General features: G+C 44.6%; 10 protein-coding genes. 6 read left to right on the forward strand and 4 right to left on the reverse strand.

Translation table 11 applies throughout. The features are described 5' to 3' along the window. The first annotated feature begins 131 nt into the window (after positions 1 to 131). Entirely contained in the window at positions 132 to 4,649 is a 4,518-nt protein-coding gene (locus tag H6F63_RS01590) for a PAS domain S-box protein (protein WP_190634308.1), read from the forward strand. A 33-nt stretch (positions 4,650 to 4,682) separates the two neighbouring features. Next, positions 4,683 to 6,422 (forward strand): EAL domain-containing response regulator, encoded by a 1,740-nt coding sequence (locus H6F63_RS01595; RefSeq protein WP_190634310.1) that lies wholly within the window; start codon positions 4,683 to 4,685, stop codon positions 6,420 to 6,422. Between the two features lie 25 nt (positions 6,423 to 6,447). Here H6F63_RS01595 and H6F63_RS01600 read toward each other — a convergent pair whose 3' ends face one another. The 3 genes from H6F63_RS01600 to H6F63_RS01610 all read right to left on the reverse strand — a co-directional run bounded on the left by H6F63_RS01600 (position 6,448) and on the right by H6F63_RS01610 (position 14,343). Continuing rightward, entirely contained in the window at positions 6,448 to 8,208 is a 1,761-nt protein-coding gene (locus H6F63_RS01600) for a diguanylate cyclase (protein WP_190634312.1), read from the reverse strand. 4 nt (positions 8,209 to 8,212) lie between these two features. Continuing rightward, positions 8,213 to 8,605 (reverse strand): response regulator, encoded by a 393-nt coding sequence (locus tag H6F63_RS01605; RefSeq protein ID WP_190634314.1) that lies wholly within the window; start codon positions 8,603 to 8,605, stop codon positions 8,213 to 8,215. A gap of 128 nt (positions 8,606 to 8,733) precedes the next feature. Further along, the gene (locus H6F63_RS01610) at positions 8,734 to 14,343 is read right to left on the reverse strand and encodes a PAS domain S-box protein (RefSeq protein WP_190634316.1); all 5,610 of its coding nucleotides are present in this window, start codon (positions 14,341 to 14,343) and stop codon (positions 8,734 to 8,736) included. Positions 14,344 to 14,600: 257 nt separating this feature from the next. Between H6F63_RS01610 and H6F63_RS01615 the strand changes: the two genes are divergently transcribed. The 4 genes from H6F63_RS01615 to H6F63_RS30340 all read left to right on the forward strand — a co-directional run bounded on the left by H6F63_RS01615 (position 14,601) and on the right by H6F63_RS30340 (position 16,148). Beyond that, entirely contained in the window at positions 14,601 to 15,176 is a 576-nt protein-coding gene (locus tag H6F63_RS01615; protein WP_190634318.1) for a DUF924 family protein, read from the forward strand. A 240-nt stretch (positions 15,177 to 15,416) separates the two neighbouring features. Next, entirely contained in the window at positions 15,417 to 15,683 is a 267-nt protein-coding gene (locus H6F63_RS30820) for a GNAT family N-acetyltransferase (RefSeq protein WP_199297521.1), read from the forward strand. Continuing rightward, on the forward strand, positions 15,661 to 15,966 hold the full coding sequence (locus tag H6F63_RS30335) for a GNAT family N-acetyltransferase (protein ID WP_199297523.1): 306 nt from the start codon (positions 15,661 to 15,663) through the stop codon (positions 15,964 to 15,966). Before H6F63_RS30820 ends, H6F63_RS30335 begins: the two co-directional genes overlap by 23 nt. A 47-nt stretch (positions 15,967 to 16,013) precedes the next feature. After that, positions 16,014 to 16,148 (forward strand): hypothetical protein, encoded by a 135-nt coding sequence (locus tag H6F63_RS30340; RefSeq protein WP_277876321.1) that lies wholly within the window; start codon positions 16,014 to 16,016, stop codon positions 16,146 to 16,148. Between the two features lie 38 nt (positions 16,149 to 16,186). On the opposite strand, the gene H6F63_RS01625 is transcribed toward H6F63_RS30340, so the two are convergent. Further along, positions 16,187 to 17,395: a DUF3747 domain-containing protein gene (locus H6F63_RS01625; RefSeq protein WP_190634320.1), complete on the reverse strand. Its 1,209-nt coding sequence runs from the start codon at positions 17,393 to 17,395 to the stop codon at positions 16,187 to 16,189. Positions 17,396 to 17,465 lie beyond the last annotated feature (70 nt).

Raw genomic sequence — 17,465 nt, forward strand, 5'->3', positions numbered from 1 at the left:
ACAAAAGCTGTAAGTTTTTTTTATTTAGCAGCAAACACAAAAATTAGTTAATATCCACTACATTTTTTAATCTTATCTCCCCTCTCAACAAACTGAAGACACCCGAACAGGGCATTTTAATCTTTACTGTTATGCAACTTCACAACCAGCCCAATTGTTCTTTAGTTTTAGAACAAGCGATTGACCGTCACTTGTTAACTGTTGCTCGTGACAACCCTCTACCAGAAGTCATAGCTAGTCTTCAGTCTGGAGATTCGAGCAGGTGTGCTTTAGTGATGGAGGAGTCCCGGTTAGTTGGGTTGTTTAGCGAGCATAATATTATACCCCTTAACCTAGCACAAAGGTCTTTAGAAAAGGTTAAAGTTGCTGAGGTGATGACGACACCCGTTATTACCCTAAATATATCAAATTTACCAGATATTTTTATATTATCTTCATTATTGCAACAACATCAAATTCACCATCTGCCTGTAGTAGGCGATCGGGATCAAATATTGGGAGTAATCACCCCTCAAAGTATTTGCCGAGTGCTGGAAAAAGAAATTTCAAATCTTAATTCTGCATTTGCCAATTTGAAATCTGCGAAAGGGGAAAATTTGGGCAGCGTCACCCAGAATAGATCAAAAGGTAGCGATAAAATCGGACTTATAGCCCCAGACGCAAGCTGGCAACAGGCGCAGGAAAAATTAGCAATTCCACTAGAAGCACCTGCAACTTACCTAAAAGAACCTTATGAAACTCTATCAGTTAAAGTTACCGACGAGCAGCATAGTTTTAAGACTCTCTTAGCAAGAGAGAGACAGTATAAGTCGGTTGTTGACAACGTTAAAGAAGTATTTTTCCAGACAGATACAGCAGGTTTATGGACATTTTTAAATTCTGCATGGACAGAAATTACTGGATTCAGCATCGAAGAAAGCATCGATACAAATTTTCTAAATTATATCCATCCTGAAGATCGCCAACATAATCTAGAGCTATTTCAACTATTGATTAATCGAGAGAAAGACTATTGCAAACATGAGATTAGGTACTTGACAAAAGATGGTGATTACAGATGGATGGAGGTTCATGTAAGTCTGACATTGGCTGACGACAATGCGATATTGGGTACTTCCGGTAGGCTGAACGATATCACGGAGCGCAAGCAAGCTGAATTTGCTTTGCAGGAAAGCGAACTACGGTTCCGCTCCTTAGTTTCCAATATTCCCGGCGTAGTTTATCGCTCTGGCTACGATTCGGACTGGACAATGGAGTTTATCAGCGATGCGATCGCAGAAATTTCTGGCTATCCACCTAGTGACTTTATTCACAACAAAATTCGCACTTTCGCTAGTATTATTCATCCCGAAGACACAGCCAATTGTGAAAATTTAGTTTTGAAAGCCGTGAAAGAGAGACAACTGTTTCTCGCTGAATATCGGATTATTCGAGCAGATGGCAGCATCAGATGGGTCTATGATAGAGGTCAAGGATTCTTTGGTGATGATGGGAGCGTACTTTGGCTCGACGGGGCAATTTTTGATATCACTGAACGCAAGCGAGCCGAAGCAGAATTAGAAAAGTCAAATCAGCGGACTATTAAAATTTTAGAAAGTATCACAGATGCTTTTTTTGCCCTCGATAAATCGTGGTGCTTCACTTACTTAAACTCAAAAGCCGAGCAGTACTTATTAAAAACCAGAGACGAATTAATTGGCAAATGTATCTGGGACGAGTTGCCAGAGGTAGTTAATTCTAACTTGATAAAGCAATATCACAAAGCTGTATCCGAAAATATTACAATTCATTTTGAGACATTTTATGGGTCATCAAATACCTGGTATCAGTTACAAGTTTATCCTTATGAAGATGGCTTAAGCGTTTACTTCCATGACATTACTGAGCGTAAACAAGCAGAAGTTGCACTGCAAGAAAGTGAGGCGCGATATCGTGCAGTTGTTGAAGATCAAACGGAAATGATCTGTCGCTTTTTGCCTGACGGAACCCTGAGTTTCGTCAACGACGCTTACTGTCGTTTCTTCAACAAACAGCCCGAAGAGTTAGTCGGGCAAACTTTTGCTCCCTTCATGTTAGAAGAGAAGCAAGAATGGATAACACAGGAAATGGCTTTTCTTACCCCAGAAAAATCAGTACTGAGTTACGAACATCAGGTAGTAATGCCAAGCAAGGAGATTTGCATTCAGCAGTGGACAAACCGGGCAATATTTAACGAATTTGGTCAGTTTGTCGAATTCCAGGCAGTCGGTCGGGATATCACTCTACGCAAAGCCACTGAGAAAGCACTGGCAAAACGCGAACGCCACTGGGCAGCATTGGTTGCAATTGGGCGTCGGTTATTGGTTTCCAACAACCAAGAAAGCTGCTATAAACAGGTGTTGAAAACGCTGGGGGCGGTTTCGCGTGCCAGCCGGATTTACGTGTTCGAGAACCACACAGATGAATCGGGTTGTCTGCGGATGAGTCAGCGTGCCGAGTGGTGCGCCGAGGGTGTCAACCCCGAAATTGACAATCCTTTGCTGCAAAACCTCTCTTATGACAACTATTTTCCTCGCTGGGCTAACCTATTGGCGCGGGGGAAAATCGTTTCTGGGGTAGTGGCGAAATTTCCAGAGTCAGAGCGTCAGATTTTAGAACCGCAGGGGATTCTTTCGATTTTAGTTTTGCCGATGATTGTTAATGATAAGTTGTTTGGCTTTATGGGCTTTGATAATTGCCATGAAGCTCGCCCCTGGGCTTCATCAGATGTGGATATTCTCCGAGCGGCAGCAACGGCAATATCTATGTACCAACAACGCACACTTGCGGAGTTGGCGCTGCGGGAGAGTGAGGAACGGTTCCGGCAGCTGGCAGAAAATATTGATGAGGTGTTCTGGATGACTAACCCTGATAAAACCCAGATTATCTATATTAGTTCTGCATTTGAGAAGATTTGGGGGCGCACCTGCGAGAGTTTGTATAACAATCCTAAATCTTGGGTGGAATCAATCCATCCAGAGGATCGCGATCGCATCTTTGCTCTCATTCGTAACAATTCCCAAGGGACTTTAAACGAAGAATATCGAATTGTGCGCCCCGATGGTTCGGTTCGCTGGATCTGGGATCGCGCCTTTCCCATCCGGAACGCCGCCGGAGAAATCTGCCGCATCACCGGGCTTGCAGAAGATATCACCGAACGCAAGTCGGCACAGCAGACTCTTTTACGCATCAGCGCCGCTGTGGAAAAATCTAGCGATGCTATTGGGATATCTGGTGTAAATGCTGAACCCATCTATATTAATGAAGCTTTTCGCAACTTATTCGGCTACGCATTGGATGAATTGGACACCTCTGGAGGTCTAGCGCTACTGTTCACCCAAAAAGCAGTTAACCAAGAGGTGTTCGCCACCGTCAGGGGCGGCAAATCTTGGAGAGGTGAAGTAGAGATGCGATCGCGTAGCGGCTGCATCATCCAAATTTCCCTCCGTACAGATGCCATCAAAGATACTTCCGGTCAAGTTGTTGGGTCAATTGCCATCTTTACTGACATCACCGAACGCCTGCAAGCCGAGCAAGCACTACGGGAGAGTGAGGAGAAGTATCGCAATCTTGTCGAACAAACCAACGATTGGGTGTGGGAAATGGATAGCAATGGTGTCTTTACCTACGTCAGCCCAAAAGCCTCTGAAATTGCCGGCTATCAAGTTGGGGAAATTCTTGGTAAGACTACTTTCAATTTTATGTCGCCGGATGAGGCAAACCGATTTCAATCAGTTCTCAACTACTTTGTTGCTGCACAGCAACCCTTCTCCAACCTAGAAAAAACTGTAATTCACAAAAACGGTCAATCAATTGTTTTAGAAAGCAGCGGTTCGCCTGTTTTTGAAAGCCAAGGTGTACTGCAAGGTTATCGCGGCATAAGTCGCGACATCACTGAGCGCCAAAAAGCCGACTCAGAAATCCGTTCATCACTGGAAAAAGAAAAAGAACTCAACGAACTAAAATCTCGCTTCGTCTCAATGGTTTCCCATGAGTTCCGTACTCCCCTAAGCACTATTTTGCTTTATACCGAATTGTTAGAACACTATGACCATAAGTGGGATGAGGAGCAAAAACGCCAGTATTTTCTCCGCATTCAAACTGCTATCAAGAATATGACTAATCTGCTAAATGATGTTTTAATCATCGGGAAAGCCGAAATTGGAAAACTACAATTTAGTCCAACGTTTCTAAATATAGATGGTTTCTGCCGCGACTTAGTGAGCGAAATGCAACTTACAGTAGGTAGCCAACAGACTATTATGTTGCAAAGCTCTAGCTGCTTTCAACAAGTTTATGTAGATGAACAACTTTTGCGGCAAATTTTTACAAACTTACTTTCAAATGCTCTGAAATATTCTCCCCAAGGAGGTGTAATTAATTTTTCCTATTATTTTCAAAATGAAAAATTAGTTTTTGAAGTCCAAGATGAGGGCATCGGTATTCCCATAGAAGACCAACAACATTTATTTGAAAGCTTCCATCGGGCTACTAATGTAGGTACTATTCCCGGCACTGGATTGGGGCTGGCGATAGTTAAAGAATGTGTTCAATTACACCAAGGAGAAATTAGTGTAAACAGTAAAATAGGGCTAGGCACGAAGTTTGTAGTCAAGTTGCCATATCAATAAGAAATTAACAGGGGCAGGGAGGAATAAGCAAAAATGAACAAAATTTTAGTTATTGAAGATGAAGAACCAGTTTTAGCTGGAATGAGCGCCCTTTTAACATCTGAGAATTTCGATGTGATAGGCGCAGAAAATGGTAAAGTCGGGGTAAAATTGGCAATAAAAAACCAACCGGACTTAATTATTTGTGATGTCACAATGCCGGAACTGGATGGATACGGTGTATTGAGAGAACTGCGTCAAAATCCAGCCACGGCTATGATTCCTTTTATTTTTCTAACTGCCAAATCTACCAAATCCGATCTGCGTCAGGGTATGGAACTGGGGGCTGATGATTATCTTACCAAACCGTTTACCAGAGATGAATTATTGGGCGCGATCGCTGCTAGATTCAAAAAACAAACAGTAATGTTTGAACATTACTCAACTGAATTACAACATACAGAAGAAAAAGTCAATCACCTGGTATATTACAATAACTTGACCGGCCTGCCCAATCGCTTGTCACTACAAGAACAGTTCTATCAAGCGATTGCTCATATAGACAAGTTACCAAGCCAATCTTCTATTAGTATTCTCTCTATTAGTTTAGATAGATTTAGCCGCGTCAACGACTTTCTAGGCTATACACTAGGCGACTTGCTACTTAAGTCTGTAGCCGAACGCCTGACAATGTGTGTTAGTAGCGGCGACTTTGTTGCTCACTTGCAAGCCGATATATTTGCAATTATTCTTCTAACTGATGACACAAAATCAGTTGTTGGCGTTACCCACGACATTTTAAATACAATTTCTCAAGCTTTCATGCTGGAGGGTCACGAAGTCTTTATCACCGCCAGCATTGGCATCTCGCGCTATCCGTCGGATGGTGGTGACATTGACACTTTAATTAAAAATGCTTCTCTAGCAACATTCGGGGCTAAAAAGCAAGGGGGGAATACTTATCAGTTTTACACATCAGATATGCAGGCTGATTCTGTCGATCAATTGGCCCTAGAATCTAGCTTGCGCCGTGCCTTAGAACGAGAAGAATTTCAGGTATACTATCAACCGCAAGTCGAATTAAAAACCGGAAATATTGTTGGGGTAGAAGCGTTAATACGTTGGCAACATCCAGAATTAGGGCTAATTTGTCCGGCAACATTTATACCATTGGCAGAAGAAACAGGCTTGATTATGCCCATTGGCGAATGGGTTTTAAAAACTGCTTGCGCTCAAACTAAAGCATGGCAAACCGCTGGTTTTTCTTCTTTACGAGTGGCAGTTAATTTGTCATGCAGACAATTCAATCAAGCAAACTTGGGTGAGAGTATAGTCGAAATCTTAAATAACACAGGTCTGGCTCCGCAATTTTTGGAATTAGAAATTACTGAAAGCGTACTAACCCAAAATGAATCAGCAGCTATCAAGACATTAAATAAGTTGAAGCTTTTAGGAATCGAAATATCTATTGATGATTTCGGGACTGGATATTCTTCTTTAAGTTATCTCAAAAAATTTCCTTTTTCTACTCTAAAAATAGACCGGAGTTTCATCCGGAATATTAACACTGATGCTAGATGTAAAAACATCACTATGGCAATTATTCAAATGTCACAAAAATTGAATTTAAAAGTGATTGCTGAGGGAGTAGAAACGGCAGAAGAAGTATCTTTTCTTTGCCAACATGATTGTGATGAAGTCCAAGGATATTTGTTTTGTCGTCCTGTACCACCGGAAGAATTGGAAAACCTACTGTGGAAAGGTAAGAAACTGCCGATTCCTATTTTAATTTAAGGAGATTCCTAATAGCAATTAGCTATTAGGAATTAGCAATAACAACTTTATTTCGTCCGTGTCGTTTGGCTTCGTAGAGTGCTTTGTCTGCGGCTTCATTGAGTTGCGTCGCATCAACCACGCTGGGAAAAACAGCAACACCACAGCTAAAAGTGACGGAAAATTCAGCACCTTCAGACTGTTGCCGAACTTTGGCAAAGCCTTCCCGGATGCGATTGAGCACCTTGACTGCTGTTAGACCATCTGTATGCGGCAAGATGATAGCAAATTCTTCACCGCCGTAACGACCAGTAATGTCAGTTTTACGCAAACGCTGCTGCAATAGACGGGAGAGACTTTTCAAAACGCGATCGCCTGTCAAATGCCCATAGGTATCATTAACTGACTTAAAATCATCTATATCAATCATGGCAAAGGCGACTGTGGTATTTTCCCGGCTAGCCCGTTGCACTTCAATACTTAATTGCTCTTTGATAGTCGTATGATTAAGTAGCCCCGTCAAACTATCGCGCACCATCACAGAACGTAAAAGACGCGATCGCTGCACTCGCGGCATCACCGACGCCACCAGATGGTGTGGCAAAATCGGCTTAGTCAAAAAATCGTCCCCGCCTAGCTGAATCGCCGTCAGCTGCTTATTAAAATCAGTCTCTACCGAGAGAAACACAATCGGAATCCCCATATAAGCAGGTTGCTGACGGATCACCGATGCCAATTCCAAGCCATCGCAACCCGGCATATACATATCCATCAAAATCAAATCCGGTCTAAACTCAATCAAAGGCTGCATCACCTGCAAAGGATCAGCGATCGCTACCGTCATCATCCCCGCCTGCTCTAAAGTTAAGCTATAGAAAGTAGCCAAAGACGCATCATCGTCAACAATTAAAATTCGATACGGTTCTGGGGTTTGGGGTGCCGTCAGCGAATCCAAAGCATCAATCAACTCTCCGATATTAATCGGCTTAGGGAAATATGCCTTCCCACCTGCCCTCACTGCCTGCAAACGCGCTGTCAGATCGTTTCTGCAAGAGATAAATACAACTGGCAAAGGTTGTTCGCGCCCTTTCTGGATTTGGGTGATAGTTTTCGGGCCTGCCAAATTGTCTTCAGGGAACACCACATCCATGATGACTGCTGCTGGGGGTGTTTGAGCGATCGCGTCCTGAAGTTCAACAAACTCGTTAAAGGCACGAACATCATAACCAAAACAACCAATTTGCAACACTAAATCCTGTGACAAAAGTGGATCGTCTTCAACCAGAAAAATCAGCCGATTGTCTGACTCCGCTAGGGGAGGAAGTGTCAGCGGTAGGTTTACCGATAATTCTTGAGTGGACAGTAAACAAATTTCACTCGCCGCGTGTTTCAATACCCCTAGCAGCACCAAAATTTGTGCTTGCTGTTCCGAAGTTGGCAAATCCCCACATTCCAGCATCGCTTTGAAAACAAGTTCCAATGTTCGGGCGGCATTGCCTAACGTTAGAAAGCCAAATGTAGCGCCCGATCCAGCCAGACGGTGTGTTAAGTTGTGCAGCGTTACCAAAAGTGAGGAAGCTTCGGAGAGGGGCAGAGGCGGTGAGGCGGTGATGGGGTGATGAGGTGAGAAGAGGAATTTAGTATTATCTTTTCCCACTCTCCCACTCTCCCCCTCCCCCACTGCGATACTCTTTTCCAAACTTGCAAGCAGCTGATTCCATGTAGCTTCAATCTGCTCAACTCGACTTGGTAGTTGCTGCGTGTAAGCAATACGTAAGGCCTTTAGTTGTTCTTGTGGATTTTTCACAGAATTAAACATGGTACTCAGACCACAAGCGATTAAGAGTTGCAGAAAGAGTCATCGGGTCAAACGGCTTTGCAATTACATCCAAAACGCCGAGTTGTTTATAGGAAGCTACTTCGTGAGTTTGGACTTTGGCCGTCAAAAAAATCACAGGAGTAGTTAAAGTTTCTCTTAGTTCGCGCAGAGCCTTTAGCGTACTAATACCGTCCATACCCGGCATCATCACATCAAGCAGAATCAAATCTGGGGCAAAAGTTGGCGCGGCTTGAATTGCTTCACTGCCAGAACTACATATTTGCACAGTAAAACCGCCGACAGCCTGCAAACCCAAGCTGGCAACAGTTTGGATATCTGGGTCATCTTCCACAAACAAAATCCGGTTTAGAGGTGGGGTAGACAAAGCGTTTCTCTAAGTTGTACTTCCAAAAAAGAGTGTGCTGAAAAAAACAAATTAAAAATTTAAGAGTTTCTTGGCGATTTTTAATTTGCATTTCTAATGTGGCATTTTGTCAGCGTAACTGGCTACGGTTATTTAAGGGTATTTATCGAGTCACTGCGCCCAATTAAGGATTTGATGGTATCCAGCAGTTGCTGATTTGAGGTGCGGGATTTTACGAGTGCCGCAGCCACATGATTCGCGGCTTCAATACCAACTGTATTGGCAGAGAAAACCACTGCTGGAATTGGGACGCGAGCCTGATTGTTGAGGTAAGGTAGCAACTCCAGACCAGAACCATCAGGTAAACTTAGGTCTAGAATAACCAGGTCGTAAGTATTTGTCCGTAGCTTGTATTTTGCCTCCTGAAGATTCTTAGCTGAGTCAATTTCGGCTAGGGTCTGCAAAATTTTTGAGACGACTTGGGTTAAATCCGGATCGTCCTCTACATACAAAATTTGTAGCTGGGTGCCAGTTTGTTGTCGCACTGCTTGCCGGACTGCTGCCATCAATCGCTGTTGATCGATTGGTTTATCCAGCCAGTCTATCACCGCCAAGCCGCCGTTGAATTCCTGCCGCCCTTGCTGCGCCTTGGCAGAAACCACAACAATTGGCAGGCTGTGGGTGTTTTGCGCCTCCCGCAACTCGCGGATCAATGAAATACCGTCTTGACCGGGTAATGCCAGATCCACTGTCATTGCTGCATAGCGGTTTTGGCCCAGTAGCTGCTTGGCTTGTGCTGCACTATAAGCGATATCTGCGCTCAAACCCTCTTGCTTTAGCATTAGCCAGAGCAATTGGGCAATATCCGGGTCGTCTTCACACACTAAGATGCGGAGGCTGTCAGATGAATTTGAGCTGGATACAATTGGCACAAGTGCATCCTGCCATTCTGGTAAGTCAAAATAGAAGGTGCTGCCGACATTGGTAGTGGTGGTAAAGCCAATTTGTCCGCCGAGTTTTTCGACAATCGCTTTGCAAATGCTCAAACCCAAGCCGGTTCCGCCCTTTTGACGGGTATCTGAGGAATCAGCTTGGGCAAATTTCTTAAAGATCCGGGAACGAAATTCTTCGGGGATGCCCGTACCTTGGTCGGTGATGGCAACGCGAATGAAGGAGGAAGAAGGCAGGAGGCAATAGGTAGGATAAATATTATCAGTTGCCAATAAGTCTGGACTTCTATCTTCTGGGTTTAAGCGGGAGACACAGACTTTGACTTGGCCATTGCGGGGAGAGAATTTGGCGGCGTTGGAGAGCAGGTTAGTGATCACCTGCATCAAGCGATCGCGATCTACATTCACCATAGCATCCGTTAGTTGCGGCTCCAACACCAACTGCACGCCAAACTGTTCGCTATAGCCACGATTCACGTCTAGTGCTTGCTGCACTAATGGCATCAGCTCCAGCGGTGTGAGATGGAAATCCATTTTACCGGATTCAATCTTTTCGATATCCAAAATGTCATTAATCAGCAGGATCAGACGTTCGCTATTTTTATAAGCAATGTCTACTAAGGCTTTCGCCTGTGGGGGAATTTCACCTGCCACGCCGCCACTAATTAAACTCAAAGAACCGCGAACTGAAGTTAGCGGCGTTCTCAATTCATGGCTAACAATTGAGACAAATTCGTTTTTCAATCGCTCTACCTCCTTGCGCTCAGTAATATCGCGCACAATTGCCAGCACTTCATCCGGGCCATTGACTACAACTCTAGCCTCATAAGTCTCAATCTTTTTGCCTTTGGGCATTTGATATTCAAACACTTGTGCTTTGTTGGTGGAAAGAGCGATCGCGCTATAGTGTAAAGCAGCTTGAGCTACAGTCATGGGCAAAACATCATAAATATTTTTGCCAACAACAGCATCAGCACTCATCTCCATAGGGTCGTTCTTAGCGGCTTTGAAATCTAGAAAAATGCCCTCTTTGTTCATGCGATACATCGCATCTGGAATAGCGTCTAGAAGGGCGCGGGTTTTCGCCTCGCTTTCGCGTAACACTTCGCTTTGGCGCAAGGCTTCCTCAGCGGCTTTGCGTTCAGTGATGTCCTTCATAAAGCAGTGATGTCCGATAAAACGCCGTTGCGAATCGTAAGCACAGATCATCACTAATTGCTTATAAAAAATAGAGCCGTCTTTACGCACACCCCTGGCTTCAGCTTCTACCTTGCCATCTTTGAGCATTTGTTCATAGGCAGCTATCATCTTTTCTACATCTTCAGGATGTACAGTTAAGGGCCATTCCATACCAATCATTTCTTCTGGTTGGTATCCAGCAGCGCTGGCGTAGGCTCGGTTGACAGCCAGGTAGCGCCCTTGGGTGTCTAGGCGCGAGATCCCTTCAACGGCATTTTCCAGGGCAGATCCTAAATCGCGTAATTCTGCCTCAGCAGCTTTGCGCTCAGTGATATCAAAAATCGCCCCATCAAGGCGAATTAATTCTCCTTCCTTATTAAGGATACCCTGACCTTTTTCATAAACCCATCTGACAGTTTCATCAGCTCGAATAACCCGATACTCGATAATGTAAGGCTGTTTTGCTGACACGCCTTCTAAAATAGTTTTCTCCACCATCGCCGCGTCTTCGGGATAGATAATGCTGGCAAAGGTGCGTACTTGATTGTTAATAAAATCACTAGCCGAATAGCCTGAAATTTCTGCGATCGCATCACTGATAAACTCCATTGTCCAGTTAGCATCACAGGCGCAGCGGTAAACAGCACCAGGAATATTAGCAACTAGGGTTCGGAATCTTTCTTCCCTTTCTTGTATAGATGCGTTTAACTGTATCTGTACTGTCTCGGCTTGCTTGCGCTCGTTGATATCGTGGAAATAAACTGATAAACCATCGGCATAGGGATAAGTTCGCACCTGATACCAGGTGTTTAATGGTGAATAAAATTCCTCAAACTCAACCGTGACTTGCTCGGTAGCAGCTTTGTGATACTGCGAGTAGAACTTGGAGTTAACAGCCTCTGGAAATTCATCCCATATATTTTTGCCAATTAACTCATCCTTGGTTCTCAACAAAAGCTGCTCGGCTCGTGAATTTATGTAGGTGAACCGCCACTCCCGATCTAAGGAAAGAAAGGCATCGTTGATGCTTTCTAATATCTTGTTGATTTGCTGGTTAGACTTGTGCAAATCCTCTTCAGCTTGTTTACGTCTTGTGATATCTCGGAAGTACCAAATTCTGCCATAATTGTCTCCTTCTGGGGAAAGCACCGCTGATGAGTAACGGTCAAAAATGCGCTCATCATTTAAGGAAATTTCATCGCGGCTAGATTCAGTTGGATGAGCATATAAATACTCGACTTTGGCAATAAACTCTTGTGGCTGCACCAGGGTTGAGAGTACATAGCCTAGCAGTTGTCTGTCGTCCCCAGACTTCATCACCTCGTCGGGGATTTGCCACAATTCTTTGAAGCGACGATTGTAGGAGGCGACTTTTCTGTTCTCGTCTATCACCAAAATGCCATCGAGTGCTGCTTCTTGCTGCGCCTTCAAAAGCGAATTAGTGCGTCGCAAGCTTTCTTGAGCTTGCTGGCGTTCGGTGATGTCGGTGGAGATACCGCAGACTGCATAAGGGACACCAGTAGCATCCTGTAGAGGAAACTTGACTGAAAGGTAGCTGTGTAAAACACCTTCGACAGGTGCGACTTCTTCCAACTCTATCGGAGTTCCAGATGCGATTACTTGCTGGTCGGTGATATGAAAAGCGTCAGCTACTTCTTTGGGAAAAATTTCGTGGTTGGTTTTGCCGACTATCTGCTCTCGGTCGAGGTGGAATAGGGTTTGGAATAGACGGTTGACCAAAATAAATCTTCCTTCCCTATCCTTGACGTAGATCATGGCGGTGGAGTTATCTAAAATTGCTTGTAGTCGCTCCTCGCTAACGCGCAATGCTGTTTCGGCGGATTGAGTACGAGCGAGTTCAGCTTGCAGCTGCTCGAAAAGGTTAGCTTGCTGAATAGCGATCGCTAGTTGTACGGTCAGCTGCTTGAGAAATTGTATTTCCCAGTTTTGCCATTGTCTGGTTCCATGACAGTGATGGACAATTAGCAGTCCCCATAATTTGGAGTTTGAAGGTTTAACAGTTGCAAGGTTGGAAGTAGAACCATTTTCCCACCTTCCCTGATGCCAGCGAGAATCCCTGCTCAATGTGGCAACGCTTTCTTGGAAAATCGGCACTACCAGATTGGCTCTGACCTGAAACCGCTCTAGCAATTGAACATGAGGCTGTTCTAAACCCGCTGTGTAAATATCTTCAATAGCTTGAATCTCACCTGTGAGGTAAGGGGTGGCGAGAGGATCACTAAAATTGCATAAGCTGGTGCGATCGCATGAGTGGTAATTTTCCTGAATATTGATGCCTAATGTTGATGAAACACCAGTACCCAGCGATTCCACAACTACAGTCCCACTCCCATCTGGCTCAAAGCGGTAAATAGCTGCTCGGTCGGTATGAAGAGCTTGCCGCACTTCCGCTACAGTGGTGTTGAGGACATCTTCTAGTTTCAAGGATTGGCGAATTCGCTCTTGCATTGCTCCTAAAAGCAATTCCCGTTGCAAGAGTTGCCGTAAGGCTGCTTCAGCTTCCACCCTGTAGGTGATGTCTGTTTGGATACCAATAAAGTTTGTCAGTTTGCCTTGGGGATTGCGTACCGGGGAAATCCGGAGTTCGTTCCAGAAAAGGGTGCCATCTTTACGATAATTTCGCAAGACTACACTGCACTCTCTGCCCTCAGCAATTGCCATTCTAAGTTGAGCGATCGCTAGTTGATTTGTGTCTGTTCCCTGTAAGAAGCGGCAATTGCTACCAATGACTTCAGCCGCAGCATATCCAGTCATCTGCTCAAAACGGGGATTGACATAAATAATCGGGTTGTCTGGCTGGGTGGTGTCGGTGATGGCGATGCCATTGCTACTAGATGCGATCGCTCTCTCCAGCAACCGTAGGGATTCTTCTTGTTGTTTGCGCTCGGTGATGTCCTGCGTCACTTTCGAGAAGCCGCGCAGATTTCCCTCCCTGTCGTGCAAAGCTGTAATCACTACGTTTGCCCAAAACCGCGTACCATCCTTACGCACCCGCCAGCCTTCGTTTTCGCACCGACCAAGTTTTGCTGCTAGTTCTAAATTTTGCTCCGGCTTTCCCAGCTCAATCTCTTCAGGCGGGTAAAAGTAGGAAAAATGCTGTCCCACAATTTCTTCTAACTGATACCCTTTAATCCTTTCGGCTCCGGCGTTCCAGCTGACAACGTGTCCATTGGTATCCAGCTTAATAATTGCATAGTCTTTTACGCCTTCGACTAGCAACTGGAAGTTTTGCTCTCTCTGTCTGAGCGCCGATTTTGCCCATTTGCGCGAGCTGAGGATTTCTGTAAATATAATGATGCCGCCGATTTCACCTGCACTTGTCGTCCACGGTTGGGCTTCCCACTTTACCCAGTCCCCAGTCCCATCCAAACGCCTGATAAATTCTTCATCACCCTTTTCGATGGTTAAGAGTTGCTCGTTCCAGCTTTCAGGAACTTCCCTGAACGTCTCATAGAGCGATCGCTGGCTGATATCCCCGCTTAGTCTAAAATCTGTCCGCCAGCGATCGCTACAAAGCAGGTAACGCATTTCGTGGTCGAACATGGCGATCGCAGCAGGCGATCGCTGGATAAATTTTTGCAGTAGCTCTTGGTTATCTATGTGATTCATATATTAAAAGTGGATTGGTCGCTGTGAATTTAAACTCAAATTTAGCTAGATCGTCCTACCTACTTAGGATGCCCAAATTTCCAGGTTTAATTTTCACTGAGATAAATAAATACTCTTCCACCGAGAACTTTGCTCAAAGCTCTCTATCCTTTATGAATACTATTAAGCTGAAACTGTACTTCCTCCTTCCCTGCTCTGTCGCGCTAGAAGACGTATATTTTATAACATCTATCCTCAGCAGCACCCAGGAAAAACTGATGTCACAAGTAAATGAGATTTTAGATTTTTGGTTTGGTCGAGAAGATGAGCCGGGTTATGGCAAACCTCGTCAGGTCTGGTTTACAAAAAAACCGGAGTTTGACCAAGAGATACAAACTCGCTTCCGACAAGACTATGAACTAGCAGCTGCGGGTCAGTTGGATTACTGGAAGTCTTCACCCCATAGTTGCCTAGCTTTAATTATCTTGTTGGATCAATTTCCTCGCAACATCTTCAGAGGTACTGCCGAAGCCTTCGCCACAGACCCGCAAGCACTTGCAGCGGCAAAGTATGCTGTAGTTAATAATTTTGATAAACAACTTCTACCAGTACAGCGATGGTTTGTTTACTTACCTTTTGAACACAGCGAAGATTTGAATCATCAGCGTCAGTCGCTGGAGTTGTTTAAGCAACTGAGTGATGACCCTGATAGTGCTAACACTATCTCCTACGCAGTTCGACACTTGGAGGTAATTGAGCGTTTTGGGCGCTTTCCCCATCGAAATCTGATTTTGGGTCGAAAGTCAACACCCCAAGAGGCAGAATTTCTCACGCAGCCCGGATCATCTTTCTAACACCAAAAACCTCTCCCCCAACCCCGGCCCTACTAGCCTGTCTAGGCTGAGCAAGTTGGCTTGCGCTGCGCTCTTAGTAAGAAACGGTTTCAAAGAAGAAACCGGGTTTGGAGGAAACATTTAATTTGAACAAGAGGGCAACTATACTTGGCACGAGAGTAGTTGCGCCCTCTTGTTTTTATCATTAATAGGCGTTACTTTTGGGAATAATTTTGTTGATAACAGCAAACCAAAAAGCAGATGATTGTAGCTGAAACACCGCGATTGATTCTGCGACATTTAACCTTATATGACGCGGACGACTTAGCGACGATTTACGCCGATACTGTTGTTATGAACTTCTATCCCAGTACGCAGACATACGAAGAGACAAAGCAACGGGTTGAGCAGATAATCAATTGTTACGATAAAAACGGGTTCGGTTTGTGGGCAACCATTTACAAAGCCGATAATAAATTTATTGGTAGATGCGGATTAAGTCTCCATGGATGGACAGCAAGAAGTTGAAATTGGCTATCTACTTGCCAAAGAATACTGGGGGCAAGGTTTGGCAACAGAAGCGGCTTGTGCAATTCGAGATTATGGATTTGAAAAAGTTGGTTGTAACCGTCTTATATCGTTAATAGATCCGGGAAATATAGCATCTCAAAAAGTTGCCATTAAAGTTGGTTTAAATTACGAAAAAGAATCAACACTGTGGGGAAAAAATATTCGCGTTTATGCAATTGATATCTTAAAAAATTCGCAATACCTGGAGGCTTTGCCTCGCCTGAATCATTCCCAGGAGTAACGCTTCTTAACGAGGATAAAATATTTCAATTACCAAGCGTGGGAACTATGACGGTAAAGGCGTTGGAATCGGTAGCGGATGAAACTGGTTATCTAAGTGCGACAGATAGTTACACGCGGTTGCATATTACAAGCGATCGCAAGCCTAGAAGCGTGGATGGTTTATTACCTCGTTCCCAGTAGGGGATGGGAACGAGGATAAAGTTCCCAGTTCCAGCCCCTTATTCCGATTTAACACAGTTAAGCATTCGCAAAGTGGCGGCGGCGGCGTAGTTGCGACGAGTGGGAGAGTTTGGCTCAAACTTGCTGCCAGTTTCATTTACTGGGGAGGCAACATTACAATAAGAAGACATTTGGTTAACCAGTGATGCTGCCCAGTGTTTTTCTGTGTCTGAGAAGGTTTTGGCTGAGTTCTTGACACCAAGCTCTGGGGGGAGTCCGCGCATATTTTTCCCAAATTCCGCAGCACGTCGCAATACTGCTAATAGTTCGGCTCTGGTGACTGGTTGGGTGGGTTTAAATGAGCCGTCTTGATAGCCACTAACAATTTTGTTATCCCGCGCCCATTGAATTTTAGCAGCACTCCAGCGCGTAGCATCGACATCGGGATATGGTCGGGATGATGCTTGGGTGGGAATTGTGACGTTAGCACTCGGTAGCTTGGTTAATGATTCCAATACCATAGATACCAGTTGTTCTCTAGTTAAAGAGACTTGGGGACGGAAAGTATTGTCTTCTTTGAACCCGGCGACGAATCCAAGGGATACTGCTTGTTCAATTTCTCTAGCGTAGACATCTGTGGCGATGTCTCGGAAGGAAGAGGTTCCGCCTGGAGGTGTGGCAATATCGCCAAATCCGGGGGGTGGTGCTTGGTCGCTAGTAAGATAGACGTGACCTAGTGTTTTACCGTTGAAGCTTCTTTTGGCAAACCGCCAAGCCGGATCGAGATTGATTTTCACGAAGCCGTTGTTGATGCCGTTGGCTCTACCGATTTCGATGACGGGGGCGTTGCGATCGCTAAAATTTTTCCCAACTAGCACAAAGTCATTACCGCTTTTGACGATGTTGAAGCTGTACTTCAGTCCCAAATCTGTACCCGCCATCCGGATAGAATAGCCGTTGCTGTCCGTACTACGTCCGCAAATGCCACTGAAGTCAAAGTTCACCAGTAGCGGATCTACTATGACGGGGCTGGAGCCGTTTTCGCTCCAGCACTGCTGCTTGTCTGATATCTGTTCCAAAATCAATAGTTGATGACTATTTGTGCCATAAGGTGCGGCTACGGCAATAAATTTAGATTGTTCAACTTCTTTTTGATCAAAAGTGGCAGCGTGGCTGGGGTTTACGAAATTTAGTGTTGAGACTACGGTGGCTATGGCTGCAATTGACCGCCGAAGTAGACGCTTGGAGGAGCTTGAAGTCAAAGTCATGGTGAGGAGCTTAATGATTCAGATGGATTTATCTTATTTAGATATGTGATAAAATTATCCGCTCAAAAGT

Origin of the sequence: Trichocoleus sp. FACHB-40 (genome assembly GCF_014695915.1) — a bacterium.
In the GTDB taxonomy this organism is placed as follows: domain Bacteria; phylum Cyanobacteriota; class Cyanobacteriia; order Cyanobacteriales; family FACHB-T130; genus Funiculus; species Funiculus sociatus.